Raw genomic sequence first — 23,327 nt, 5'->3', positions numbered from 1 at the left:
CGTGCTGCGTCCTGGCCCACCGCCGACGGTGAGCCAGGACGCGCGGCGGTGAGCCAGGACGGCCACCGCACGAGGAGAGGGCCGGTCCAGCAGACGCTGGACCGGCCCTCTCGATGTCCGCCCCCTGGACGCGCGGCGGGCCGGCGCGGCACCGTCGTCCCCGCGACCGACCGGCGGAGGAGGACCCGATGCTCCCGGACGCCCTGCACGACCCCTCGCCGGAGGGACCCGACGACCTGGGGCTCTTCGGGCGGCTGGAAGGCGCCTGGCGGCTGCACTGGCGGGGCCTCGAGCCGGACGGCACCTGGTCGACGGCGGTCGGCGAGCTGCACGTCGGGCGCGTGCTGGGCGGCCGCGCGGTGCAGGACGTGTGGATCGTCCCCGGCCGGGGAGAGCCCGGCGCCGGAGTCCCGCCGCGGGCGTTCCACGGGACGACGGTCCGCTTCCCCGACCCGCACGCGCCGGGCACCTGGCGCTCGATCTGGATGGAACCCGTCAACGGGCGCGTCCGGCGCTTCGTGGGCCGGCCCACGGAGGACGGCGGGGTGGTCCTGCTCAGCGACGAGGAGGACCCGTGGCTGCGCTGGCGGTTCACCGACGTCCGCCCGGGCTCCTTCACCTGGTCGGCGGAGACGTCGCACGACCGGGGGAGCACGTGGGTGCACGACGAGCTGATGGCCGCCGAGCGCACGGGCTGAGCGCAGACGACGAGAGGGCCGGTCCAGCGGGTGCTGGACCGGCCCTCTCGTCCGCGAGTGCCGGGTGCGGCCCCCTCTCGGGTCCCGCCGCGAGCCTGCGAGTCGTGGGGAGGAGGGGGTCTTCCTCTAGACCCCCGCGGCGACGGCGGCGGGCTCCGCGGCGATCAGCCGGGCCCGCTCCTCCTCGCTCATGCCGCCCCAGACGCCGTAGGGCTCACGGACGCTCAGGGCGTGCTTCAGGCAGGCCTCGACGACAGGGCACTTCGCGCACACGGCCTTGGCCGCGGCCTGGCGACGGGCCCGCGCGGGGCCGCGCTCGCCGTCGGGGTGGAAGAACAGCGCGGTGCTCTCACCACGGCAGGCGCCGTGCAGCTGCCAGTCCCACACCTCGGCAACGGGCGTCGGGAGACGGCGGATGTCGGCCATGTCGGTCCTCCTCGGCTCGGTGCGAGCCGGAGGGGGCGGTCCGGTCGCACGGGAGCCGGTGCCCGAGGGGTCCCGTGGTCAAACACAGGGGGATCGGACATTTTCCCGGTCCGCGTCTCCCCCCGCAGGGTGATCACGGGTGTTGCGCCTCGTCACCGCCGGTCATGGTCGTTCCAGGCCGTAGCCGTTCCGGGTCGTGGGGACCCGGGTGCCCTCCACGGCCGGGGGAGACGAGGAGAACCACGTGATCGACGACAGGATGCGCGGTCCGGGCCACGGGGCCACGACCGTGTGGGTGTACGACGAGCGCCGCCGTGTCCGCGACGACGTCGCCGCCCGCCTGGTGGCCCTGCCCTTCGTGGGCCGGGTCGAGGTCGTCGGGGACGCCGCCGCCCTCGTCCAGCGCCTGGCCACCCGCCAGCCCGACGTGCTGCTGGTCGGCACCCAGCGCGCGGTGGACACCGGCCTCACCGTCGCCACCCAGGTCATCCGCACCCACCCCACCGTCCCGGTGCTCGTGCTCGGCGCGCCCGACGACGCCGAGACGGTGCGCGCCGCGGTCGCCGTCGGGGCCCGCGGCTACCTCCGCTGGGACGCCAGCGCCCTGGAGATGGGCCTCGGCCTGTCCCGCGTGGGCCTGCGCGCCGACGGCCGCCCGCCGCAGCCGGCGCCCGCCCCGGTGCCGCTGAACTCCGTCGGCGCCCCGGTGCCCGCCTGGGCGACGCCGCTCAACGGCGCCGGCCCGCGCGTGGTCAGCACCCCCGTCCGCGAGGCCGCGCCCGCGGTCGCGCTGTCGATGCGCGAGATGCAGGTGCTCACCGGGATGAGCCAGGGCAAGAGCAACGCCCAGATCGGCCGGGAGCTCTACCTGTCCGAGGACACCATCAAGACCCACGCCCGCCGGCTGTTCCGCAAGCTCGGCGCGAAGGACCGCGCCGAGGCCGTGGCCACCGGCTTCCGCCGCGGCATGATGTCCTGACCCGACACACACGCCGAGGGCCCCCTCCGATCGCCGGAGGGGGCCCTCGGTGCGTTCCCGTTCAGTCGTCGCGGGCGTGGCGGCCGGTGCGGCCGGAGCCGGGCTCCTCGCGCTCGGCCATCGCGGCCACCCCGTCGGCGTAGCCGCTGGCGTAGTCCCAGCTGACGTAGTCGTCGGGGTCGGGGTCGAACGGCGGCTCGTGCCGGCCGGTCTGCCCCTCCTCGAGCAGCTGGCGCAGGTTGGCCTGCATCAGCGCCCAGTCGACGTGGTGCTCCTCGTCGCAGTCCGGGCAGTCGACGACGATGCCCTTGATCCCCGTCGGCTCGAGCAGGGTGCGGAACACCTCGAGCTCGGCCAGGTCGTCGAGGACGCCGGCCCGTTCCTCCATCGACAGCGGTGGCGGGTCCGACGGCGAGTCGAAGTCGGGCCCCGGGGCGTCGTCGAAGGGACTCACGGGTGCCTCCTCCCTCGTGCTGGCGGCGCGGGCGTCCCGGCCCGGACGCGCGGGCTCGCCCGTCCGGGGACCCACGGTAGCCGCCCGCGCCGACGCTTCCCATGCGTGCACCCGGCGGCGTCCCGGGCGCCGCGGCGCCCGGCCTACGATCGGAGGGGTTCCCGCGCGCCCGGCCGGGGGCCGAGCCGACGGAGAGGGTGGCGGCACCATGCAGCCCGACGACCACGCACCTGACGGGCACCGTCCCGAGCTGCCGGCGAAGTTCGCCCCGCTCGGCCTGACCTACGACGACGTCCTGCTCATCCCCGGCGAGTCCGACGTCGTCCCCGCCGAGGTCGACACCAGCAGCCGGCTCACCCGGGGCATCCGGCTGGCCGTGCCGCTGGTCTCCAGCGCCATGGACACCGTGACCGAGGCCCGCATGGCGATCGCGATGGCGCGGGTCGGCGGCGTCGGCGTGCTGCACCGCAACCTCGCCGCCGAGGAGCAGGCCGGCCAGGTCGACCTGGTCAAGCGCTCCGAGGCCGGCATGGTCACCAACCCGGTCACCTGCTCGCCGGACAACACCCTCGCCGAGGTCGACGCCCTGTCGGCCCGCTATCGCATCTCCGGCGCGCCCGTCGTCGACGACGAGGGCGTGCTCGTCGGCATCGTCACCAACCGCGACATGCGCTTCGAGACCGACCAGAACCGGCTCGTGCGCGACGTCATGACCAAGATGCCGCTGGTCACCGCCCCGGTCGGCGTCGACCCCGACACCGCGCTGCGGCTGCTGTCCCAGCACAAGATCGAGAAGCTGCCGATCGTCGACGGGTCCGGCCGGCTGCGCGGCCTGATCACCGTCAAGGACTTCGTCAAGCGCGACCAGTACCCGAACGCCACCAAGGACGCCGACGGCCGGCTCGTCGTCGCCGCGGCGGTGGGCGTGGGCGAGGACGCCTACGAGCGGGTCGGCCTGCTGGTCGACGCCGGGGTCGACGTGGTCGTCGTCGACACCGCGCACGGCCACCAGCGCGCCGTCCTCGACATGGTCGCCCGGGTCCGGAAGGACTTCGGCGGCGACGGCGGCGTGCAGGTGGTCGGCGGGAACGTCGCCACCCGCGGCGGCGCCCAGGCGCTGGTCGACGCCGGCGCGGACGCGGTCAAGGTCGGCGTCGGCCCGGGCTCGATCTGCACCACCCGCGTGGTCGCCGGCGTCGGCGTCCCGCAGATCACCGCCATCTACGAGGCGAGCCTGGCCTGCAAGCCGGCCGGCGTCCCGGTCATCGCCGACGGCGGCCTGCAGTACTCCGGCGACATCGCCAAGGCGCTCGTCGCCGGCGCCGACACCGTCATGATCGGCGGGCTGTTCGCCGGGGTCGAGGAGGCCCCGGGCGAGCTGGTCTTCATGAACGGCAAGCAGTTCAAGACCTACCGCGGCATGGGGTCGCTCGGCGCCATGCAGAAGCGCGGCAACCAGTCCTACAGCCGCGACCGCTACTTCGCCGACGACGTCCTCTCCGACGACAAGCTCGTCCCCGAGGGCATCGAGGGCCAGGTGCCCTACCGCGGCCTGCTGGCGACCGTGGCCCACCAGCTCGTCGGCGGCCTGCGCGCGTCCATGGGCTACGCCGGCGCGGGCACCGTCGCCGACCTGCAGGACCGCGGGCAGCTCACCCGCATCACCTCGGCCGGTCTCGTGGAGAGCCACCCCCACGACATCCAGATGACCGTCGAGGCGCCGAACTACCGGGGGCGGTGACGATGCCCGCCCGCGACACCGTCGAGATCGGCCTCAACCGCTTCGCCCGCCGCGGCTACGACCTGGACGAGGTCTCGATCGTCCCGTCCCGCCGCACCCGCGACGTCGACGACGTCTCCACGGCCTGGCAGATCGACGCCTTCCGGTTCGACATCCCGCTGGTCACCAGCCCCAGCGACGCGGTCGTCAGCCCGGCGACGGCGATCGCCGTCGGCCGGGCCGGCGGCCTCGGCGTGCTCAACGCCGAGGGGCTGTGGACCCGCTACGACGACCCGCTGCCGGTCTACCGGCAGCTGCGCGACGCCGCCGCCGAGGCGCCCCCGCCGGTGTCGCTCCTGCAGCAGGTCTACGCCGAGCCGGTCAAGCCGGACCTGATCACCGCCCGGATCAAGGAGATGCGCGACGCCGGGGTGACGACGGCGGTGCGCGTCTCGCCGCAGCACACCGAGCAGCTCGCGCCCGCGGTGCTCGCCGCCGGGGTCGACCTGCTGGTCATCCAGGGCACGATCGTCTCCGCCGAGCACGTGACCACCCAGGGCGCGGCGCTCAACCTCAAGTCGTTCATCGCCGACCTCGACGTCCCGGTCATCGTCGGCGGCGCGGCGAACTACACGACGGCGCTGCACCTCATGCGCACCGGCGCGGCCGGGGTGATCGTCGGCGTCGGCGCGGACAGCTTCTCCACCGGCGACGCGGTGATGGGCATCCGGGTGCCGCTGGCCAGCGCGATCGCCGACGCCGCGGCCGCCCGCCGCGACTACCTCGACGAGACCGGCGGCCGGTACGTGCACGTCATCGCCAACGGCCGGATCGAGACCAGCGGCGCGATCGCGCGGGCGCTGGCCTGCGGCGCCGACGCCGTCCAGGTCGGCGAGCCGCTGCGCGCGGCGCGGGAGGCCCCCGGCGGCGGGGTCTGGTGGGACTCGGTGGCCGCCCACCCGCGGCTGCCCCGCGGCGGCACATCGGCGCCGGTCCCGGCGGCCGGCTCGCTGGAGCAGCTGCTGCTCGGGCCGGCCGAGACCGCCGACGGTCGGACCAACCTGTTCGGCGCGCTGCGCCGCACGATGGCCAAGACCGGCTACCGCGACCTCAAGGAGTTCCAGCGCGTGGACCTGGTGATCGGCGGTCGACCCGACTGATGGACTTCCCCACCGTCCTGGTCGTCGACTTCGGCGCGCAGTACGCCCAGCTCATCGCCCGGCGCATCCGCGAGGCCGGCGTCTACTCCGAGATCGTCCCGTCCTCGGTGCCCGCGGAGGAGGTCCTGGCGCGGAAGCCGGCGGCGATCGTGCTCTCCGGCGGTCCCTCCAGCGTCTACGCCGACGGCGCGCCGCAGGTCGACCCGGCGCTGTTCGAGGGCGGCGTGCCCGCCTTCGGCATCTGCTACGGCTTCCAGGCGATGGCGCAGACGCTCGGCGGCACCGTCGCGCACACCGGCGACCGCGAGTACGGCGGCACCCCGCTGACGGTCACCACGCAGGGCCGGCTGTTCGGCGACCTGCCGGTGGAGCAGTCGGTGTGGATGAGCCACGGCGACGCCGTCAGCGTCCCGCCGCCCGGGTTCACCGTCACCGCCACCTCCACCGGCGCGCCGGTGGCGGCGTTCGAGGACGTCGACCGGCGGCTGGCCGGGGTGCAGTTCCACCCCGAGGTGCGGCACACCGCGCACGGCCAGACGGTGCTCGAGCACTTCCTGTTCGACATCGCCGGCCTCGAGCCCACCTGGACGATGAGCAACGTCGTCGACGAGCAGGTCGAGCGGATCCGGGAGCGGATCGGCGACCGGCGGGCGCTGTGCGCGCTGTCGGGCGGCGTCGACTCCGCGGTGGCCGCCGCGCTCGTGCAGCGGGCCATCGGGGACCGGCTCACCTGCGTGTACGTCGACCACGGGCTCATGCGGCAGGGCGAGACCGAGCAGATCGAGCGCGACTTCGCCGAGGTCACCGGCGCCGACCTGCGGGTGGTCGACGCGAGCGGGCAGTTCCTGTCCGCCCTGGCCGGGGTCAGCGACCCGGAGGAGAAGCGGAAGACCATCGGCCGCGAGTTCATCCGGGTGTTCGAGCAGGCGGCCACCGACGTCGTCGCCGACGCCCAGGCGCACGGCGAGACCGTCGACTTCCTCGTGCAGGGGACGCTGTACCCCGACGTCGTCGAGTCCGGCGGCGGGACCGGCACGGCCAACATCAAGAGCCACCACAACGTCGGCGGGCTGCCCGAGGACCTGCAGTTCACCCTGGTCGAGCCGCTGCGCACGCTGTTCAAGGACGAGGTGCGCGAGGTGGGCCGGCAGCTCGGCCTGCCCGACCGGCTCGTGCAGCGCCAGCCGTTCCCCGGGCCGGGGCTGGGCATCCGCATCGTCGGCGAGGTCACCCGCGAGCGGCTCGACGTGCTGCGGCGGGCCGACGCGATCGCCCGCGAGGAGCTCAGCGCGGCGAAGCTCGACTCCGAGATCTGGCAGTGCCCGGTGGTGCTGCTGGCCGACGTCCGCTCGGTCGGCGTCCAGGGCGACGGGCGCACCTACGGCCACCCGGTGGTGCTGCGCCCGGTGTCCAGCGAGGACGCCATGACCGCCGACTGGACCCGGCTGCCCTACGACGTGCTCGCCCGGATCTCCACCCGCATCACCAACGAGGTGCCCGAGGTCAACCGCGTCGTCCTCGACGTGACGAGCAAGCCGCCGGGCACGATCGAGTGGGAATAAGCCTCACCTGACGGCGTGGGCGTCGGGCGGGGGAGTGCCGTAGACCGCGGGGTCCCGCTCCGGGGCGGGGTCGGTGGTCAGGGCGGCGGCCTCGATGCGGTCCCAGCGGAACCAGCGCGGCGCGTCCCGCTCCCGGCACCAGCCGATGAGGTACCAGCGGTCGCCGGTACGGGCCAGCAGGTGCGGCTCCACCCGCCGCCGGGACGCCGTCCCCGCCCGGTCCCGGTAGGTGATCGCGACGACGCGGCGCCGGGCCAGCGCCTCCTCCACCACCGGCGCCGGGTCCGGGCGCCGGCCGGAGGGCGCCCGCACCCACACCCGCCCGCCGAGCCGCTCCACCTCCGCCCGGGCCTGCGGGCCGAGGACGTCGAGCACCTTCTCCAGCGCCGCGCGGCCGTCGGCGGCGAACGGCGCGTCCGCCGCGCCGGCCAGGGCGACGGCGACCGCCACGGCCTGCGCGGGCGCCAGGTTCACCGGCGGCAGCGTGGCCGCGGCGTCGAGGACGTAGCCGCCGCCGGGACCGGAGCTCGCCCAGATCGGGACGCCGGCCTGCTGCAGGGCGCTGACGTCCCGCTTGACCGTGCGGGTGGACACCTCCAGCCACGCCGCCAGCCGCTGCGCCGTCCGCCCGCGCGGCCCGGCGCGACGCAGCTCCTCGGTGAGCGCGTGCAACCGGTCGGTGCGGTTCACGGCGCGGATCCTCGCAGGAGTCGGTGACAGGACGGTGTCACCGAGGACCCGCCACCGTGGGTCCATGACGACCATCGCGCTCTTCCACTCCGTCCTCGGCGTCCGGCCCGGGGTCACCGACGCCGCGGACCGGCTGCGGGCGGCCGGCCACGAGGTCCGCGTCGTCGACCAGTACGGCGGGCGGGTCTTCGACGACTACGCCGAGGCCGGCGCGTACGTCGAGACGGTCGGCTTCCCGGCGCTCATGGCCGGCGCGGTCGACGCCGTCCGGGACCTGCCCGACGGGTTCGTCGCCGCAGGCTTCTCCAACGGCGCGGGGATGGCCGAGCACGTGGCCACGCAGCGCCGGTGCAGCGGCGTCCTGCTGGTCTCCGGGGCGCTGCCGGTGGCGGTCCTCGGGGTGCCGGGCTGGCCGGCCGGGCTGCCCGCGCAGCTGCACCGGACCACGGACGACCCCAAGCGCTCCGCGGAGTGGGACGAGGCGTTCGCCGCCGACGTCGCCGCGGCCGGCGCGACCCTCGAGGTCTTCCGCTATCCGGGGCACGGACACCTGTTCACCGACCCGTCCCTCCCGGCGGAGTACGACCCGGAGGCCACCGGGTCGTTCTGGACGCGGGCACTGGCCTTCGTCGACCGGGTCGCCGGCTGACACGGCGAGGGCCCGGGGAGCTCCTCGCTCCCCGGGCCCTCCGAACGGCCGCCCCCGTGCCGTCAGCCGCGGCCGCGGCGCGCCCTCCGCAGCTCGCTCACCATCAGCGCGACACCCACGCCGACCAGCAGCAGCCACAGCAGCCCGCCGTCGGCGAGGAAGCCCAGCGGCACGGTCACCCCGGCGAGGAAGACCAGCGCCAGGACGACGAACGCGACGCCCGGGACCAGCGCGACCAGGTCCACCCGCCGCTTCGGCGCGGCGGCCTCGACCGGGAGGGCGCTGGTGTGCTGCCAGTCGGCGGCCAGCGCGCGCTCCTGCCAGCCGGTGGGGGTGGTGGGGAACTCGCTGTAGTCAGGCACGGGACACCTCCAGGTCGCCGACCCCGTGGTCGATGGTCAGGACGAACTCGGGCCGGCTGTCGCCGCCCGGTGCGCGGAAGTAGCCGCCGTCCTCGCCGTCCTGGTCGAACAGCTCGGCGTTGCCGATGCCGTTCTCGACGTCGACGCGCACGTCGGCGTCGGCGGGGACGGTGACGTCGAGGTCGCCGACGCCGTGGTCGATGCGCACCTCGACCGGCTCGTCGATGTCGGCGACGTCGATCCGGGAGAGGTCGACGTCCATGTCACCGGCGCCCAGCCGGTAGACGGGACGCACGTCCTCGACGGTCGCCGGGCGGTAGTCGCGGTCACCCACGCCGCCGCCGGGCCCGAAGCGGTCGTCGGCGTCCCAGGTGGGGACGGACGAGGTGAACAGCAGCGCCAGGGTGAGCACCGAGCCCAGCGCGATCAGCCCGCCGCGCGGCGTGCGGCCGCGGGTCAGCGCCGAGACGACCAGCCCCAGGCCGACGACGAGAAGCGCGCCGGCGAGGAACCCGCGGGGGCCGAGGTCGAGGTCGGTGTACCGGGTCACCAGGACCATCAGGCCGACGACGATGAGCAGCCCCGCGATCGTCATCCCGGCGACGGGGGAGCGGGGCGCCGGCGGCTCGGCGGGCGCGCCGTCGACGGCCCGGCGCGGGCCGCGGGGCATGAGCAGCCAGAGCAGTCCGTAGACGACGACACCGGTGCCGCCGGCGAGGGTCAGGGCGACGAAGCCGACCCGCCACAGCAGCGCGTCGACGCCGCTGTACTCGGCGAGGCCGCCCGCGACGCCGCCGAGCACCTTGTCGGAGCGGCTGCGCCGGAGCGTGGGGCGTGGGGCGGGCGGGGGGTCGAAGGGTGGGGCGGGAGGAGGGGAGGCGGCGGTCATGGCAGAGAGCGTGCCGAGCGGGCGCCCGCCGCGACATCGGGGAAGGCCCCCATCCGACCCTGGTCCTGCCCGTCCGGGGGTCTCCCGGTACCGGGGGAGGGGCGCGCGGTGCGACGATCGGTGCCGTGACGAGGACGGCGCCCAGCACGGGCGGGCTGCCGGCCGGCGCCCCGCCGGCCGGCCCCGTCGACGTGCCCACCGAGACCCCCCAGCCCCCGGAGACCCTGCCGGCCCCCGCGGGCGCCACCGCCGTGGCGACCCGCCCGGCCGGGACCCGGCCGCCGCTCGTGCGCCCCCGGCAGGGCCGGATGCTCGCCGGCGTCGCGGCGGGGACGGCGGCGCACCTGCGCACCGACCCGCTGGTCGTCCGCGCGGCGTTCGTCGCGCTGGCGGTGACCGGCATCGGCGTCATCGCCTACGCGCTGCTGTGGTTCTTCGTGCCGCTGGGCGAGGTCGCCCCCGACACGACGGCCCGGCCCAGCCGCCGGCAGACCGTCGGCCTGGTCTTCTTCGGCCTCGGCGCGCTGGTGCTGGTCACCAACCTCGCGACCTGGGGGAACAACGACCTCATCGCCCCGCTGCTGCTGGTCGGCGGCGGGCTCGCCGTCATCTGGCGGCAGCTGGACACCGACCGCACGCTGACCCGGCCCGGCGTCCGCTGGGTGCTCGCCGGCGGCGCGGCGCTCGCCGCGATCGGCCTGGTCCTGCTGCTCGCGACGACGGGGCAGCTGGCCGCGGCGCGCAACGGCTTCGTCGCCACCCTGGTCATCATGGTCGGCGTCGTGCTGGCCACCGCCCCGTTCTGGCGGCGGCTGCTGGACTCCCGCGAGACCGAGCGCACCGCCCGCATCCGCTCGGAGGAGCGGGCCGCCGTCGCCGCGCACCTGCACGACTCGGTGCTGCAGACCCTCGCGCTGATCCAGCGGAACTCCGGTGACCAGCAGGCGGTCGCCCGGCTGGCCCGCAGCCAGGAGCGCGAGCTGCGCAGCTGGCTGTACGAGCCGGCGTCGTCCGTCGGCGGCGGCACCTGGGCCGCGCTGGTCACGGAGATGGTCGCCGAGGTGGAGGGCGACCACGCGCTCACCGTGGACCCGGTGGTCGTCGGCGACGCCCCGGTCGACGACGCGCTCGCGGCGCTGGGCGCGGCCACCCGCGAGGCGCTGCTCAACGCCGCCAAGCACGCCGGCGTGACCTCCGCGGACCTCTACACCGAGGTGGGCGCGCAGTCGGTGTCGGTGTTCGTCCGCGACCGCGGCGCCGGGTTCGACCCGTCCGCCGTCCCGGCCGACCGCCGCGGGCTGCGCGACTCGGTGTCCGGCCGGCTCACCCGCCTGGGCGGGACGGCGACGGTGCGCTCGGCGCCGGGCGAGGGCACCGAGGTCGAGCTCGTGCTGCCCCGCGAGGCGGCCGCGTGAGCGTCCCCCGCGTCTTCGTCGTCGACGACCACGCCATGGTCCGCGCCGGCGTCCGCGCCGAGCTCGGCGGCGCCGTCACCGTGGTCGGCGAGGCGGCCGACGTCGACTCCGCCGTCGCCGGGATCCGGGCCACCGTCCCCGACGTCGTGCTGCTCGACGTGCACATGCCCGGGGGCGGGGGCCGCACCGTGCTCGAGACGCTGCGCGCGGAGCTGCCCGACGTGCGCTGGCTGGCGCTGTCGGTGTCCGACGCCGCCGAGGACGTCATCGCGGTCATCCGCGCCGGCGCCCGCGGCTACGTCACCAAGACCATCTCCGGGCCGGACCTGGTGTCGGCGGTGCAGCGGGTGGCCGAGGGCGACGTCGTGTTCAGCCCCCGGCTGGCCGGCTTCGTGCTCGACGCCTTCGCCGCGAGCGCCCCGTCGGCGGCACCCGCCGAGGACCCGGCGACCGACCCCGGCCTGGACCTGCTCAGCGCCCGCGAGCGCGAGGTCATGCAGCTGCTGGCGCGCGGCTACACCTACCGGGAGATCGGCTCGCGGCTGTTCATCTCGGTGAAGACGGTGGAGTCCCACGCGTCCAACGTGCTGCGCAAGCTGCAGCTGTCCAACCGCAACGAGCTCACCCGCTGGGCGGCGACCAACCGCCTGCTCTGACCCCGGTCAGCCGCCGGTGACACGGAACACGGGGTGCCGGGGGGCGATCCGCGCCAGGTCCTCGTCCGGGGCGGACGCCGCCACCGGGACGTGCGCCCGGGCGCCCGGCGCGAGCTCGAGGTAGCGGCGCAGCACCGGGACGCGGTCGCCGGGAGGGACCTCCTCGAGCCGGACGGAGGAGCGGCGCCGGCGGCGCAGCACCGCCCGTCCCCCGGCGGCCCGGACGTTGCGCACCCAGTTCGCGTCCTCGCCGAGCATCGACACCAGGTAGCGCTCGCCGTCGAGGTCGGCCACGACCACCGGGAAGGCGATCACGCGGCCGCTGCGCCGTCCCGTGACCTCGAGGGTCACCAGCCGGGACGGGCCGAGGCCGGCGCCGGCCAGGGCCGCCCAGGCCCGGTTGAGGGTGCGGGCCAGCCGGTTGGGCCGGTGGCCGCGGTACATCCAGCGGTCGAGGCGGTGCGTCGCGGTCATCGTCCCCTCCGTCCGGAGCCGTCCCCGACCACGGTGGCCGGGGACGGCTCCGGACGGCAGGAGGCGGAGGTCCCGCCGGGAGGCGGCCGGAGGTCAGGCCGTGTGGACGACGTGGAAGGCCTCGGCCAGCCGGCCGTCGGGCAGGCCGAAGCGGCGGGCGGTCTGCGCCATCCAGCCCGTGACGAAGGACTCCAGGTCGTCGAGGTGGCTGACCTGCGTCACGTGGCTCTTCAGTGCGGCGAACTTGAGCTCGACGACGTCGGTCACGTCGACGGCGTGGTCGGCCCGCGGGCTGGCGCCCAGCCACACCTCCTCCACCGTCCACGCCTCCAGGCCCTCGTCGGCCAGCAGCTCCGGGAACGCGAACGGGTTGCGGGCGTCGGGGTAGACCGCGCGCAGCGTCGACTCGCCCACGGTCATGTGGTCGGGGTGGCTGGCACCGACCCGCTCGTACCAGCGCTCCGGGGAGCTGGTGAGCACCCGGTGCGGGCGCACCTGCCGGATGACCCGGCTGATGTCCCGGCGCAGGTCGAGGGTCAGCTCGAGCCGGCCGTCCGGGTAGCCGAGGAATCGCACGTCGGTGACCCCGACGGCGGCGGCTGCGGCGCGCTGCTCCTCCCGCCGCAGCGGGCCCATCCGGTCGCGCGGGGTCTCGTCGAAGCCGCCCGCGTCGCCGTCGGTGACGATGCAGTAGACGACCTCGGTGCCGGCCGCGGTCCAGGTCGCCACGGTGCCCGCGCTGCCGAAGTCGACGTCGTCGGGGTGGGCGAGCACGCACAGGACGCGCTCGACGTGCTCGGCGGGCTTCCGGGGCGGGACGGCGGTCACCGCGCGAGCCTATGCAGGGGACGCGCCCACCCGCAGACCCGCCAGCTTGTCCGGGTTGAGCACCACGAGGACCTGCTGGACCAGGCCGTCGGTGACGACCAGCGAGACCGCGACGAGGGGCTCCCCGTCGGTCCACGCCGCCACCCCGGGCCGGCCGTTGACCTCGGTCAGCACCATCCGCAGTCCCGGCTGCGACACCCCTCCGGGGATGACGGCGGCGAGGAAGCGGGCCACCTTGTCCGCGCCGGTGATCGGCCGCCGCGCCGCCTTCGCCCGGCCGCCGGCGTCGGTCAGCAGCACCGCGTCCGGGGCCAGCGCGGCCAGCAGCGCGTCGACGTCGCCGCCGGCGCACGCGGCGAGGAACCGCTCGGTGACCTCGCGGTGGGTCGCCCGGTCGGCGTCGAACCGCGGACGGCGGGCGGCCACGTGCTCCCGCGCCCGGTGCCCGATCTGCCGGACCGCGGCCTCCGAGCGGCCGAGGACGGCGGCCACCTCCGCGGCGGGCAGCCCGAACACCTCGCGCAGGACGAACACCGCCCGCTCGGCGGGGGACAGGCTCTCCAGGACGACGAGCAGCGCCAGGGACACCTCCTCCCCGAGCACCGCCTCGTCGGCCGGGTCCGCGGCCGCGTCGGTGAGCAGCGGCTCGGGCAGCCACGGGCCGACGTAGGCCTCCCGGCGCGCGCGGGCGGAGTCCAGCCGGTCCAGCGCCAGCCGGGTGGTGACCCGGACCAGGTAGGCACGCGGGTCGGCGACGTCGTCGCGGCCGGCGGCCGACCAGCGCAGCCAGGCGTCCTGGACGACGTCCTCGGCGTCGGCGACGCTGCCCAGCATCTGGTAGGCGACGGTGAACAGCAGCCGCCGGTGCGCGTCGAACGCCGGCAGCGGGCCGGTCACGCCGGGGCCGGGAGCTCGCAGCGGTCCCGGAAGGCCTGGCTGGTCAGGCCCAGGGCGCTGTTGGCCCGCGCCCGGCTGTTCTCCACGGCGACCATCATCGTGAGCTCGACCAGGGCGGCGTCGTCGAGGTCGCGCCGCAGGGCGGCGACCATCTCGTCGGTGACGCCCATCGGCGTGGTGCTCATCGCCTCGGCGTACTCGACGACGCGCCGCTCGAGGTCGGTGAGCGCGTCGCTGTCCCGCCAGGTGGGGACGGCGCGCAGCTTGGCCGGGTCCACGCCCTCGTGCGCGGTCCCGACCCACCAGCCGAAGTCGACGCACCACGAGCAGCCGACCGTCACCGCCGCCGACATGACGGCGAGCGACTTGAGCGTCGGGTCGAGCCGGTCCCACCTCGCGAGGGACTGCTCGTGGCGCAGGTGGGTGAACAGCAGCCGGGGGTGGTGGCCGAACGCCGCGGCGGGTTCCAGCGTCGTACCGAAGCGGCGGCGCGAGTACCGGTCGACGAGGCGGGTGAGCAGCGTGCGCGGCGGGTCGAGCGGGATGCGGGCGGTGCGGGTCTCGGTCACGGCGGCGTCCTCTCCGGTGGGTGTCCATGGAGACGACGCAGCCGCCCGGGACGTGACAGGGCGGCCCCCTGCAGGGGCCCGCCGCGCGAGGGGGTCCTCCGTCTACAGGTGGCCGCGGCCCTGGCGCAGCAGCAGCATCCCGAGCGCGGCGCCGTCAGGACCGAGCGCGGTGCGGAAGCGGTCGATCACCTGCTGCTCCCGGGACAGCGAGAGCCGGGTGCCGCCGGTGGAGCGGCGCAGCTCGCCGATCTGCTGCGAGACGGCGAGCCGGCGCTGCACCAGGGCGATCAGCTCGGCGTCGCAGGCGTCGATCTCGCCGCGCAGCTCGGCGATGCGGGTGTCGGCGTCGGTGGGCGGCAGGGTGGCGGTCATCGGGTTCCTCCGGGGCGGGGAGGGGCCGTCGGACCCCGGGGAACGAGAAACGCCCCGGGCTCCTCGGGCCCGGGGCGTTCGTTGCGGCGGCTGCTCAGCCGGCGGCGACGGACACCGGAACCCGGTGCCCGTAGTAAAAGCTGACGGTGGCGAGCAGCACGTCGCCGAGTGTGCCACAGCACGCCCGGCGGCCACGAGGGGCGGTCCGGCGCGGGCGGGTCCGTCGTCGGTCCGAACTACAGTGGTGTGGCTATGAGCAGCGTGCAGCAGGCCCTCCCCGGAACCGCCGCGCTCCAGCGTTCCGCTCCCGGCTCGGCCGGCCGGGAACTGGACCGCATGCTGGCCGGACTCAACGGTCCCCAGCGTCAGGCCGTCGTCCACGAGGGCGGCCCGCTGCTCATCGTGGCCGGTGCCGGGTCGGGCAAGACCCGGGTGCTCACCCACCGCGTCGCCTACCTGCTCGGCGCCCGCGGGGTGCAGCCGGGCGAGGTCCTCGCGATCACCTTCACCAACAAGGCCGCCGGCGAGATGAAGGAGCGCGTCGCGCAGCTGGTCGGGCCGCGCGCCCGGGCGATGTGGGTGTCCACGTTCCACTCGATGTGCGTGCGGATCCTGCGCGCCGAGTCGGCCAAGCTCGGCCTGAAGTCGTCGTTCACGATCTACGACCAGGGCGACTCGGTGCGCCTGATGACGATGGTCGCCCGCGACCTCGACCTCGACGCCAAGCGCTACCCCGGCCGCAGCCTCGCCGCCCAGGTGTCGAACCTCAAGAACGAGCTGGTCGACGAGGAGGCGTTCAGCCCCCAGACGGCGCCGGAGAAGGTGCTCAAGGAGGCCTACACGCTCTACCAGCGGCGGCTGCGCGAGGCGCACGCCATGGACTTCGACGACCTGATCATGACGACGGTCAACCTGCTGCAGGCCTTCCCCGACGTCGCCGAGCACTACCGGCGCCGGTTCCGGCACGTGCTGGTCGACGAGTACCAGGACACCAACCACGCGCAGTACGTGCTGGTCCGCGAGCTGGTCGGCACGGGCGAGGGACCGGTGCCGCCGGCCGAGCTGTGCGTCGTCGGCGACGCCGACCAGTCGATCTACGCCTTCCGCGGCGCCACGATCCGCAACATCGACGAGTTCGAGCGCGACTACCCCGACGCGACGACGATCCTGCTCGAGCAGAACTACCGCTCCACGCAGCGGATCCTCAAGGCGGCCAACACCGTCATCGCGAAGAACACCGGCCGCCGTCCCAAGAACCTGTGGACCGACGCCGGCGACGGCGAGCTGATCGAGGGCTACGTCGCCGAGAACGAGCACGACGAGGCCGCCTGGGTCGCCGAGCAGATCGACGCGCTGGTCGACGCCGGCACCGTCCGGCCCGCGGACATCGCCGTCTTCTACCGGACCAACAACGCCTCCCGTGTGTTCGAGGAGGTGTTCATCCGCGTCGGCATGCCCTACAAGGTCGTCGGCGGGGTGCGCTTCTACGAGCGCAAGGAGGTCCGCGACGCGCTGGCCTACCTGCGGGTGGTCGCCAACCCGGCCGACGTCGTCAGCCTCCGCCGGGTGATCAACACGCCCAAGCGCGGCATCGGCGACAAGGCCGAGTCCTGCATCGAGCAGTTCGCCGACCGCGAGCGGATCGCGTTCCCGTCGGCGCTGCGCCGCTGCCCGGAGATCACCACGCTGGCGCCGCGGTCGCTCAAGGTGATCCAGGAGTTCGTCGCGCTGCTCGAGGAATTCGAGCAGCTGGTCGAGACCGGCTCGGGCCCGGCCGCGCTGCTGGAGAGCATCCTCGACCGCACCGGCTACCTCGCCGAGCTCGAGGCCAGCACCGACCCGCAGGACGAGGGCCGCGTCGACAACCTCAACGAGCTCATCTCGGTGGCCGCCGAGTTCGAGGCGGCCAACCCCGGCGGCACCGTCACCGACTTCCTCGAGCAGGTCTCGCTGGTGGCCGACGCCGACCAGATCCCCGTCTCCGGCGACGAGGCCGGCGTCGTCACGCTGATGACGCTGCACACCGCCAAGGGCCTGGAGTTCCCGGTCGTGTTCCTGACCGGCCTCGAGGACGGCGTGTTCCCGCACCTGCGGGCGCTCGGCGACCCGCGGGAGCTGGAGGAGGAGCGGCGGCTGGCCTACGTCGGCATCACCCGGGCGCGGCAGCGGCTGTTCCTCTCCCGCGCCACGGTGCGCACCAGCTGGGGGCAGCCGGCCTACAACCCGCCGTCGCGGTTCCTCGACGAGCTGCCCTCGGACACCGTGCACTGGGCGCGCACCGACCCGACGCCGGCGCCGAGCACCGGCTCGTCGGCGCAGCAGCGGGTGGCGGCGACCGGGCTGTCGACGGGCGGGCTGCGCGGCGGCCGCGGCAACCGGCCGGTGATCTCGGTCGAGGTCGGCGACCGGGTCAGCCACGACGCGTTCGGCCTGGGCACGGTGGTCGAGGTCAGCGGCGCCGGCGACAAGGCGCAGGCCACGGTCGACTTCGGCTCCGGCGGCACCAAGCGCCTCGTCCTGCGCTACGCCCCCCTCGTCAAGCTCTAGGCAGGCGTTCCGCCGCGCTCCTGCGGTGTTCCGTCGGCTCCTGCGGTCGTGCAGCACCGCAGGAGCGGGTGGGAAGCCGCAGGAGGTCCGCTCCTGGGGGCGGCTACGACGTCCACGAGTCCTGCAGCACCCCCGGGAGCGCGAGGAGCGCCCCAGGGGGCCGGTGCGCCGGGGTCAGAGGGTGACGCCGTGGTCGGCGAGCCACTCCTCGGGGTCGATCGGCCGGCCGGTCATGCCGCCGCGGTGGATCTCGTAGTGCAGGTGCGGGCCGGTGGACTGGCCCTCGTTGCCGATCCTGGCGATCTCGTCGCCGGCGTGCACGATGTCGCCGGCCGAGACGTCGTAGTAGCGCATGTGCCCGTAGATGTGCACGTTGCCGTCGGCGTCCTGGATGTAGACGGCGTTGCCGTACCCGGAGGCCCGGCCGGCGCGCAGCACGACCCCGTCGGTGACCGAGTGGATCGGCGTGCCGAGGGAGTTGGCCAGGTCGATGCCCCAGTGCATGGAGCCCCAGCGCTGGCAGAAGCAGGTGGTCATCCGGCCCGTCGTCGGCGCGACGGTCCGCGGCTCGCGGGCGGCGCGGGAGGCGGCCAGTTCGGACAGCCGGACGGCGGCCTCGGCCTGGGTGATGCCCTGGCGGACGCCGGCGTCCTCCATGTCCCCGGTCAGGCCGATGTCGGCGGCGCCGAGGCCGTAGTCGGCTGCGCTCACCGAGGCGGGCGGGGCCGGGGTGCCGCCGGTGAGGGCGGGGACGGCGGCGACGAGCGCACCGGCGACGAGCGCGCCCAGCCACAGCGGGCCGCGGCGGCCGGGCGGGCGGCGGACGGTGCGCCGCGCGGCGGGCTCGGTGCCGGCCGGCTCGGAGGCGACCTCGGCGGCGGCCTCGACGGCGGCGTCCTCGACCTCGGCGTCCTCGGCCGGAGCGGCGCCGGGGGCGACCACCCGAGCGGGGAGGACGGTGCTCGGCACCGCGGGCCGCGGGACCGGCGGCACGGCCGGGGTCCCCAGCGGGCCGGACGAGATGCGGCCGGTCGCGTCGGGCCCGGTCGCCCGGCGGCCGGTCGCCGCGGGCTCGAGGAGCGAGGTCACGGGGCACCCTTCGTCCACGCTCCCGGGACCGCTGCGCGGGGCAGTCCGTCGGGGGAGCGACGGCGGTGGAGGCGCCTGCGAGACGCCCGCCGGTGGGTACCGGCGCCGTGATCGGACCGTAACGTTCCGTCAGGGCCGACCGTGGGAAGCGACGCTGCGTGTCGCCATGTCCACCCGGGGGCTCAGGCGGCGGCGGCGAGCGGCGCCGGGGCGGCCGGGCGGAGTCCGGCCAGCGTCGCGGCCACCTCGTCGACGACGCCGCGGTGGAACGGCAGCGACATGTGCCCCACGCCGCGGACGAGGACGTTGCGCGCCCGCAGGTCCGGGTGGTCGCACCGGCCGGCGACGGTGGGGACGACGATCTGGTCGAGGTTGCTGTAGACCGCGGTCATCGGGGTCGACCAGTCCGGCGCCGGCTCGGCGAGCTCCTGGAGCACCGGCGACCCGGGCCGCAGCTGGCGCACCATCGGCGTCGGCAGCAGGTGGGCCAGCACCGAGCCGCCGTGCGGCGTGCCGAGGGTCACCAGCGACTCCACCCGCCGGCCCCCGCGCTGGCGCTGCACGTAGTGCCGGGCGATGAGGCCGCCGAGGCTGTGTCCCACCAGGTGCACCCGGTCGTGGCCGGTGCGGGCGCAGATCCGCTCGACGTGCTCCCCCAGGTCGCGCGCGCCCTGGGCGACGTCGCCCAGCAGCGGGCTGTAGTTCCAGGTGCAGACCTGCGTGAACCCGCGCCGCCGCAGTCGGCGGCGCATGACGGTGAAGATCGACCGGTTGTCGATGAGCCCGTGCACCAGCAGCACCGGGACGCGCGCGGCGAGCGGGTCGGCGGCGAACAGCGCGCGGACGGCGGCCGGTTGGACGCCCGGGCGGCGGCGCGGGTCCAGCAGCAGGGCCTCGTTCCGCGCGCCGAGCGGGTAGAGCAGGGCGTGCGCCCCGACCCAGGCCAGTTCGGTGAGCCCGCCGGCGACGGTGGTGGGGGAGACCAGCGCCCGCAGAGCGTCCCGTGGCGTACCCGGGGAGGGCTCTCCGGTGTGCCACTCTGGACGGCACCCGGGGTCGCCGGTCGCGCGCATGGACGTCCTTCCCGTTCGACTGCCGCCGGCGGTGTCCAGGGACCCGGGCCCGTCAGCGGCGGAGCACCGCAGTGGTGCTCGGTTCACGCGACGGTAATGCCCTGGTGTGGCGACCGTCACACAGACGATGCGGAGATCTCGACGAGATCGAGACCGGAACGCGACACATCTCGACGAAGGGGGACCCGTGGCCGGCCGTGAGAGTGCTGCCCGCGACGACCGGACCCGGGACGGCGCGCGGCGGCCCGGAGCCGCGGGTGCCGCCCGCCGCACCGGGTCCGCGGCCGCCGGGGCGCGGCGCACCGGCGCCCGCCCGGCCGCGGACCGGCGCCCGGCCCGCACGCCGGCCGCCCCTCCCGTCCCGGACGACGGTCTGGTCGTCGGCCACCGGCCCGGCAGCGCCCACGCCGCGGGTGTCCTGCTGGTGCTCGCCGGCCTGGCCGGGGTCGCCGCGCTGTTCCCGACCTACCTCGTCGTCGGCGGCCGGGAGCTGTCGCTGGCGGGCGGGCTCGGCGGCGCGCTGGTCGGCCTGGTCGTCCCGCTGACCGCCGTCGGCGTGGGCGCGGGGCTCGCCGCCGGCCGGGTGCCGCGCTTCGGGCTGGCCTACGCCGGCGTCGGCGGCGTGCTGGCGGTGGGCTCCCTGCTCATCGAGGTCTACCGCGGCAGCGCCTCCACCGTCCGTCCCGGCGTCGAGGTGCTGGCCGGGGAGCGGGTGCTCACCAGCTCCGTGCAGACCGGGGCCGGCTGGTGGCTGGAGGTCGCCGGGCTCGCGCTGACCGTCCTGGCCGGCGGGTGCGCCGCGGCGGCGTGGAGCCGCACGGTCATGGAGGACCGCGGCGCGCTCGACCCCGCCCGCGGCGCGCTGGCCGGCGCGGCGGTGCTGCTCGGCGTCCTCACTGTGCTGTGCCTGGCGCTGCCGGCCGCCGACGTCCCCGACCGGCTGGTCGCCGACCCGTCCACCGGCCTGGAGGTCGTCGTCGAGCAGCAGGGCCCGCAGGCGCTGCTCGAGCGGCCCGGGCTGGCGCTGCTCGGCGGGTTGCTGCTGGCCGGCGCCGTCCTGCTCGCCTCGGTGCTGGCGCCCTCGTTGCGACCGCGGCTGGCCGCCGTCGGCGGTTTCCTCGCCGTCGCGGTGACCGTGCTCGCCGCCGGGCTCGGCGGGCTGCGCGACGCCCTCGCCTCCGACGAGCTGGAGTGGACCGTCCCCGGCGCCGGGCTGCTCGCCGCCGGGCTGGGCTACGCGCTGCTCACCGTGCTCGCCTGGCGGCTGCGCCGCACGACCGCCCGGTGACGGCCGGCGAGCGGCTGCGCGTCGTCGTCGCCGGGCCCCAGGGGCAGGACGACCCGCGCGCGGTCGCCCTCGCCCGCGCACTGCGCGACACCGGCGCCGAGGTCGTGCTGACCGGCGAGGTGGCCTCGGCCGGTCGGCTGGCTGCCACCGTCGTGCAGGAGGACGCCGACGCCGTCGGCGTGGCCGGGGCGCCGCGGGGGCTGCTCGGCGAGCTGCTCGACCGGCTGTCCGCCGCCGGCGCCGACGACGTCACCGCCTTCGTCCTCGGGGACGGCGACGACGACGGCGGAGGCGACCTGCCCACCGGCGTGCGCCGCTTCCCCGACGGCACCCCGCCCGACGACGTCGTGGCCGTGTTGCGGCGGCTCTCCGGGGGTCTGTGACCCCGCGCACGGGGCCCGGTGCCGGTGCGGCGGCCGGGACGGGCGAGGTTTACGGTGCCTGTTCGTGGATCTCTTCGAGTACCAGGCGCGTGACCTGCTGGCCTCGCACGGCGTGCCCGTGCTGCCCGGCGGCGTGGCCGAGACACCCGACCAGGCCGAGGCGATCGCCCGCGAGATCGGGCAGACCGTCGTCGTCAAGGCGCAGGTCAAGACCGGCGGCCGCGGCAAGGCCGGCGGCGTCAAGCTGGCCGACGACGCCGACGAGGCCAGGGCGCGGGCCCAGGACATCCTCGGGCTGGACATCAAGGGCCACATCACCCACCGCGTGATGGTCGCCCAGGCCAGCGACATCGCCGAGGAGTACTACTTCTCCTACCTGCTCGACCGTGCCAACCGCACCTTCCTGGCCATGGCCAGCGTCGAGGGCGGCATGGAGATCGAGCAGCTCGCCGTCGAGCGGCCCGAGGCCCTCGCCCGCGTCCCCGTCGACGCCACGACCGGCGTCGACGCGCAGAAGGCCGCCGAGATCGTCGACGCCGCCGGGTTCGCCCCCGAGGTGCGCGACCAGGTGATCGCCATCGCCGTCCAGCTGTGGGAGACCTTCGCCCAGGAGGACGCCACCCTGGTCGAGGTCAACCCGCTGGCCAAGGCGCCCGACGGCACCGTCCTCGCGCTCGACGCGAAGGTCACCCTCGACGAGAACGCCTCCTTCCGGCACCCCCAGCACGCCGAGCTCGAGGACACCGCCTCGGCCGACCCGCTGGAGGCCGCGGCCAAGGAGAAGGACCTCAACTACGTCAAGCTCGACGGCGAGGTCGGGATCATCGGCAACGGCGCCGGGCTCGTCATGAGCACCCTCGACGTCGTCGCCTACGCGGGCGAGGAGTTCGGCGGGGTCAAGCCGGCCAACTTCCTCGACATCGGCGGCGGCGCCTCGGCCGAGGTGATGGCCAACGGACTGCACATCATCCTGTCCGACCCGGCCGTGAAGAGCGTCTTCGTCAACGTCTTCGGCGGCATCACCGCCTGCGACGCGGTCGCCAACGGCATCGTGCACGCGCTGGGCATCCTCGGCGACGAGGCCACCAAGCCGCTGGTCGTCCGGCTCGACGGCAACAACGTCGAGGAGGGCCGGCGCATCCTCGCCGAGGCGAACCACCCGCTGGTGACCCTGGTGGACACGATGGACGGCGCCGCGCGCCGGGCCGCCGAGCTCGCCGCCTGACCGCCCACTCCCGACAGGACCTGAAGAGATGTCGATCTTCCTCAACGAGAACAGCAAGGTCATCGTCCAGGGCATGACCGGCTCGGAGGGGCGCAAGCACACCCAGCGCATGCTCGCCTCCGGCACCGCGATCGTCGGCGGCGTGAACCCGAAGAAGGCCGGTGAGCGCGTCGACTTCGAGGGCGCCAGCGTGCCGGTGTTCGGCAGCGTGTCCGAGGCCATGAAGGAGACCGGCGCCGACGTCAGCGTCATCTTCGTGCCGCCGGCCGGCGCCAAGGGCGCGGTCATCGAGGCCGTCGACGCCCAGATCGGGCTCGCCGTCGTCATCACCGAGGGCATCCCGGTGCACGACTCGACCTACTTCTGGGCCCACGCCCAGGGCGGCGCCACCCGGATCATCGGCCCGAACTGCCCCGGCCTGATCAGCCCCGGGCGCTCCAACGCCGGCATCATCCCGGCCAACATCACCAAGCAGGGCAGGATCGGCCTGGTCAGCAAGTCCGGCACGCTGACCTACCAGATGATGTACGAGCTCCGGGACATCGGCTTCTCCACCTGCGTCGGCATCGGCGGCGACCCGGTCATCGGCACCACGCACATCGACTGCCTGCAGGCCTTCCAGGACGACCCGGAGACCGAGGCCATCGTCATGATCGGTGAGATCGGTGGCGACGCCGAGGAGCGCGCGGCCGACTTCATCGAGGCGAACGTGACCAAGCCGGTCGTCGGCTACGTCGCCGGGTTCACCGCGCCCGAGGGCAAGACGATGGGCCACGCCGGCGCCATCGTGTCCGGCTCGGCCGGCACCGCGCAGGCCAAGAAGGAGGCCCTCGAGGCCGCCGGGGTCAAGGTCGGCAAGACGCCGTCGGAGACCGCCCGCCTCATGCGGGAGATCGTCGGCGCCTGAGCGCCACCTGCGTGA

General features: G+C 75.4%; 25 protein-coding genes. 13 read left to right on the top strand and 12 right to left on the bottom strand.

Annotated features, from left to right (window positions below):
- The first annotated feature begins 188 nt into the window (after window positions 1-188).
- Window positions 189-698: a hypothetical protein gene (locus ACI8AR_RS17525; protein WP_457052154.1), complete on the top strand. Its 510-nt coding sequence runs from the start codon at window positions 189-191 to the stop codon at window positions 696-698.
- A gap of 126 nt (window positions 699-824) precedes the next feature.
- Here the strand turns inward: ACI8AR_RS17525 and ACI8AR_RS17520 are convergent, their stop codons facing one another.
- A complete protein-coding gene (locus ACI8AR_RS17520; protein WP_387987654.1) occupies window positions 825-1,124 on the bottom strand; it encodes a WhiB family transcriptional regulator in 300 nt (99 codons plus the stop codon).
- A gap of 244 nt (window positions 1,125-1,368) precedes the next feature.
- Here ACI8AR_RS17520 and ACI8AR_RS17515 point away from each other — a divergent pair, with 244 nt between their 5' ends.
- Window positions 1,369-2,103: a response regulator transcription factor gene (locus ACI8AR_RS17515; RefSeq protein WP_457052153.1), complete on the top strand. Its 735-nt coding sequence runs from the start codon at window positions 1,369-1,371 to the stop codon at window positions 2,101-2,103.
- A 61-nt stretch (window positions 2,104-2,164) separates the two neighbouring features.
- On the opposite strand, the gene ACI8AR_RS17510 is transcribed toward ACI8AR_RS17515, so the two are convergent.
- Complete coding sequence (locus tag ACI8AR_RS17510; RefSeq protein WP_456929458.1) at window positions 2,165-2,557, bottom strand: DUF5319 family protein; 393 nt, start codon at window positions 2,555-2,557, stop codon at window positions 2,165-2,167.
- A 208-nt stretch (window positions 2,558-2,765) separates the two neighbouring features.
- Between ACI8AR_RS17510 and guaB the strand changes: the two genes are divergently transcribed.
- Genes guaB through guaA form a run of 3 tightly spaced genes read left to right on the top strand, consistent with a single transcriptional unit; the run spans window position 2,766 to window position 6,999 of the window.
- On the top strand, window positions 2,766-4,298 hold the full coding sequence (guaB, locus tag ACI8AR_RS17505) for an IMP dehydrogenase (protein ID WP_456937862.1): 1,533 nt from the start codon (window positions 2,766-2,768) through the stop codon (window positions 4,296-4,298).
- 2 nt (window positions 4,299-4,300) lie between these two features.
- The gene (locus ACI8AR_RS17500; protein WP_456929456.1) at window positions 4,301-5,437 is read left to right on the top strand and encodes a GuaB3 family IMP dehydrogenase-related protein; all 1,137 of its coding nucleotides are present in this window, start codon (window positions 4,301-4,303) and stop codon (window positions 5,435-5,437) included.
- The gene (gene guaA / locus ACI8AR_RS17495; RefSeq protein WP_457052152.1) at window positions 5,437-6,999 is read left to right on the top strand and encodes a glutamine-hydrolyzing GMP synthase; all 1,563 of its coding nucleotides are present in this window, start codon (window positions 5,437-5,439) and stop codon (window positions 6,997-6,999) included. The genes ACI8AR_RS17500 and guaA overlap by 1 nt, the downstream gene beginning before the upstream one ends.
- Before the next feature lie 3 nt (window positions 7,000-7,002).
- On the opposite strand, the gene ACI8AR_RS17490 is transcribed toward guaA, so the two are convergent.
- Window positions 7,003-7,689: a helix-turn-helix transcriptional regulator gene (locus ACI8AR_RS17490; protein WP_457052151.1), complete on the bottom strand. Its 687-nt coding sequence runs from the start codon at window positions 7,687-7,689 to the stop codon at window positions 7,003-7,005.
- A gap of 64 nt (window positions 7,690-7,753) precedes the next feature.
- Between ACI8AR_RS17490 and ACI8AR_RS17485 the strand changes: the two genes are divergently transcribed.
- Window positions 7,754-8,338, top strand: a complete 585-nt coding sequence (locus ACI8AR_RS17485; RefSeq protein ID WP_457052150.1) for a dienelactone hydrolase family protein — start codon at window positions 7,754-7,756, stop codon at window positions 8,336-8,338.
- Window positions 8,339-8,400: 62 nt separating this feature from the next.
- On the opposite strand, the gene ACI8AR_RS17480 is transcribed toward ACI8AR_RS17485, so the two are convergent.
- On the bottom strand, window positions 8,401-8,700 hold the full coding sequence (locus ACI8AR_RS17480; RefSeq protein WP_457052149.1) for a hypothetical protein: 300 nt from the start codon (window positions 8,698-8,700) through the stop codon (window positions 8,401-8,403).
- Window positions 8,693-9,589, bottom strand: coding sequence for a PspC domain-containing protein (locus ACI8AR_RS17475; RefSeq protein WP_457052148.1), 897 nt, complete (start codon window positions 9,587-9,589; stop codon window positions 8,693-8,695). Before ACI8AR_RS17475 ends, ACI8AR_RS17480 begins: the two co-directional genes overlap by 8 nt.
- Window positions 9,590-9,714: 125 nt before the next feature.
- Between ACI8AR_RS17475 and ACI8AR_RS17470 the strand changes: the two genes are divergently transcribed.
- Both ACI8AR_RS17470 and ACI8AR_RS17465 read left to right on the top strand, forming a co-directional pair.
- Window positions 9,715-11,004, top strand: coding sequence for an ATP-binding protein (locus ACI8AR_RS17470; protein WP_457052147.1), 1,290 nt, complete (start codon window positions 9,715-9,717; stop codon window positions 11,002-11,004).
- On the top strand, window positions 11,001-11,660 hold the full coding sequence (locus ACI8AR_RS17465) for a response regulator (protein WP_456930232.1): 660 nt from the start codon (window positions 11,001-11,003) through the stop codon (window positions 11,658-11,660). Before ACI8AR_RS17470 ends, ACI8AR_RS17465 begins: the two co-directional genes overlap by 4 nt.
- 6 nt (window positions 11,661-11,666) lie before the next feature.
- Here ACI8AR_RS17465 and ACI8AR_RS17460 read toward each other — a convergent pair whose 3' ends face one another.
- The 5 genes from ACI8AR_RS17460 to ACI8AR_RS17440 form a co-directional block, all read right to left on the bottom strand.
- A complete protein-coding gene (locus tag ACI8AR_RS17460; RefSeq protein ID WP_457052146.1) occupies window positions 11,667-12,134 on the bottom strand; it encodes a nitroreductase/quinone reductase family protein in 468 nt (155 codons plus the stop codon).
- Window positions 12,135-12,227: 93 nt separating this feature from the next.
- On the bottom strand, window positions 12,228-12,962 hold the full coding sequence (locus ACI8AR_RS17455; protein ID WP_457052145.1) for a PIG-L deacetylase family protein: 735 nt from the start codon (window positions 12,960-12,962) through the stop codon (window positions 12,228-12,230).
- Window positions 12,963-12,971: 9 nt separating this feature from the next.
- Complete coding sequence (locus tag ACI8AR_RS17450; protein WP_457052144.1) at window positions 12,972-13,859, bottom strand: RNA polymerase sigma-70 factor; 888 nt, start codon at window positions 13,857-13,859, stop codon at window positions 12,972-12,974.
- Window positions 13,856-14,428, bottom strand: coding sequence for a carboxymuconolactone decarboxylase family protein (locus tag ACI8AR_RS17445; protein ID WP_457052143.1), 573 nt, complete (start codon window positions 14,426-14,428; stop codon window positions 13,856-13,858). The genes ACI8AR_RS17450 and ACI8AR_RS17445 overlap by 4 nt, the downstream gene beginning before the upstream one ends.
- 102 nt (window positions 14,429-14,530) lie before the next feature.
- On the bottom strand, window positions 14,531-14,800 hold the full coding sequence (locus tag ACI8AR_RS17440) for a chorismate mutase (RefSeq protein WP_456937872.1): 270 nt from the start codon (window positions 14,798-14,800) through the stop codon (window positions 14,531-14,533).
- A gap of 252 nt (window positions 14,801-15,052) precedes the next feature.
- Between ACI8AR_RS17440 and pcrA the strand changes: the two genes are divergently transcribed.
- Entirely contained in the window at window positions 15,053-17,347 is a 2,295-nt protein-coding gene (pcrA, locus tag ACI8AR_RS17435) for a DNA helicase PcrA (RefSeq protein WP_457052142.1), read from the top strand.
- Window positions 17,348-17,521: 174 nt separating this feature from the next.
- Here pcrA and ACI8AR_RS17430 read toward each other — a convergent pair whose 3' ends face one another.
- Together ACI8AR_RS17430 and ACI8AR_RS17425 are read right to left on the bottom strand one after the other, a co-directional pair.
- Window positions 17,522-18,436, bottom strand: coding sequence for a M23 family metallopeptidase (locus ACI8AR_RS17430; RefSeq protein WP_457052141.1), 915 nt, complete (start codon window positions 18,434-18,436; stop codon window positions 17,522-17,524).
- A 182-nt stretch (window positions 18,437-18,618) separates the two neighbouring features.
- Window positions 18,619-19,509: a lipase family alpha/beta hydrolase gene (locus tag ACI8AR_RS17425; protein ID WP_457052140.1), complete on the bottom strand. Its 891-nt coding sequence runs from the start codon at window positions 19,507-19,509 to the stop codon at window positions 18,619-18,621.
- Between the two features lie 187 nt (window positions 19,510-19,696).
- Here ACI8AR_RS17425 and ACI8AR_RS17420 point away from each other — a divergent pair, with 187 nt between their 5' ends.
- From ACI8AR_RS17420 to sucD, 4 genes are all read left to right on the top strand, one after another.
- Complete coding sequence (locus ACI8AR_RS17420; protein WP_457052139.1) at window positions 19,697-20,797, top strand: hypothetical protein; 1,101 nt, start codon at window positions 19,697-19,699, stop codon at window positions 20,795-20,797.
- The gene (locus ACI8AR_RS17415) at window positions 20,794-21,180 is read left to right on the top strand and encodes a cobalamin B12-binding domain-containing protein (protein WP_457052138.1); all 387 of its coding nucleotides are present in this window, start codon (window positions 20,794-20,796) and stop codon (window positions 21,178-21,180) included. Before ACI8AR_RS17420 ends, ACI8AR_RS17415 begins: the two co-directional genes overlap by 4 nt.
- Window positions 21,181-21,244: 64 nt before the next feature.
- Window positions 21,245-22,405: an ADP-forming succinate--CoA ligase subunit beta gene (gene sucC, locus ACI8AR_RS17410; RefSeq protein WP_457052137.1), complete on the top strand. Its 1,161-nt coding sequence runs from the start codon at window positions 21,245-21,247 to the stop codon at window positions 22,403-22,405.
- Between the two features lie 28 nt (window positions 22,406-22,433).
- On the top strand, window positions 22,434-23,312 hold the full coding sequence (gene sucD / locus ACI8AR_RS17405) for a succinate--CoA ligase subunit alpha (RefSeq protein WP_457052136.1): 879 nt from the start codon (window positions 22,434-22,436) through the stop codon (window positions 23,310-23,312).
- Window positions 23,313-23,327 lie beyond the last annotated feature (15 nt).

It is taken from the genome of Geodermatophilus sp. SYSU D01036 (genome assembly GCF_054050435.1).
Note: the sequence above shows the minus strand (reverse complement) of the source record. Positions and strands in the feature narration are given on the sequence as shown.

Excerpts from the sequence above, each read along its gene's own strand:
- ACI8AR_RS17525 (WP_457052154.1), top strand. The coding sequence starts at position 189 with ATGCTCCCGGACGCCCTGCACGACCCCTCGCCGGAGGGACCCGACGAC.
- ACI8AR_RS17520 (WP_387987654.1), bottom strand. The coding sequence starts at position 1,124 with ATGGCCGACATCCGCCGTCTCCCGACGCCCGTTGCCGAGGTGTGGGAC.
- guaB (WP_456937862.1), top strand. The coding sequence starts at position 2,766 with ATGCAGCCCGACGACCACGCACCTGACGGGCACCGTCCCGAGCTGCCG.
- ACI8AR_RS17500 (WP_456929456.1), top strand. The coding sequence starts at position 4,301 with ATGCCCGCCCGCGACACCGTCGAGATCGGCCTCAACCGCTTCGCCCGC.
- guaA (WP_457052152.1), top strand. The coding sequence starts at position 5,437 with ATGGACTTCCCCACCGTCCTGGTCGTCGACTTCGGCGCGCAGTACGCC.
- ACI8AR_RS17485 (WP_457052150.1), top strand. The coding sequence starts at position 7,754 with ATGACGACCATCGCGCTCTTCCACTCCGTCCTCGGCGTCCGGCCCGGG.
- ACI8AR_RS17475 (WP_457052148.1), bottom strand. The coding sequence starts at position 9,589 with ATGACCGCCGCCTCCCCTCCTCCCGCCCCACCCTTCGACCCCCCGCCC.
- ACI8AR_RS17460 (WP_457052146.1), bottom strand. The coding sequence starts at position 12,134 with ATGACCGCGACGCACCGCCTCGACCGCTGGATGTACCGCGGCCACCGG.
- ACI8AR_RS17440 (WP_456937872.1), bottom strand. The coding sequence starts at position 14,800 with ATGACCGCCACCCTGCCGCCCACCGACGCCGACACCCGCATCGCCGAG.
- pcrA (WP_457052142.1), top strand. The coding sequence starts at position 15,053 with ATGAGCAGCGTGCAGCAGGCCCTCCCCGGAACCGCCGCGCTCCAGCGT.
- ACI8AR_RS17425 (WP_457052140.1), bottom strand. The coding sequence starts at position 19,509 with ATGCGCGCGACCGGCGACCCCGGGTGCCGTCCAGAGTGGCACACCGGA.
- sucD (WP_457052136.1), top strand. The coding sequence starts at position 22,434 with ATGTCGATCTTCCTCAACGAGAACAGCAAGGTCATCGTCCAGGGCATG.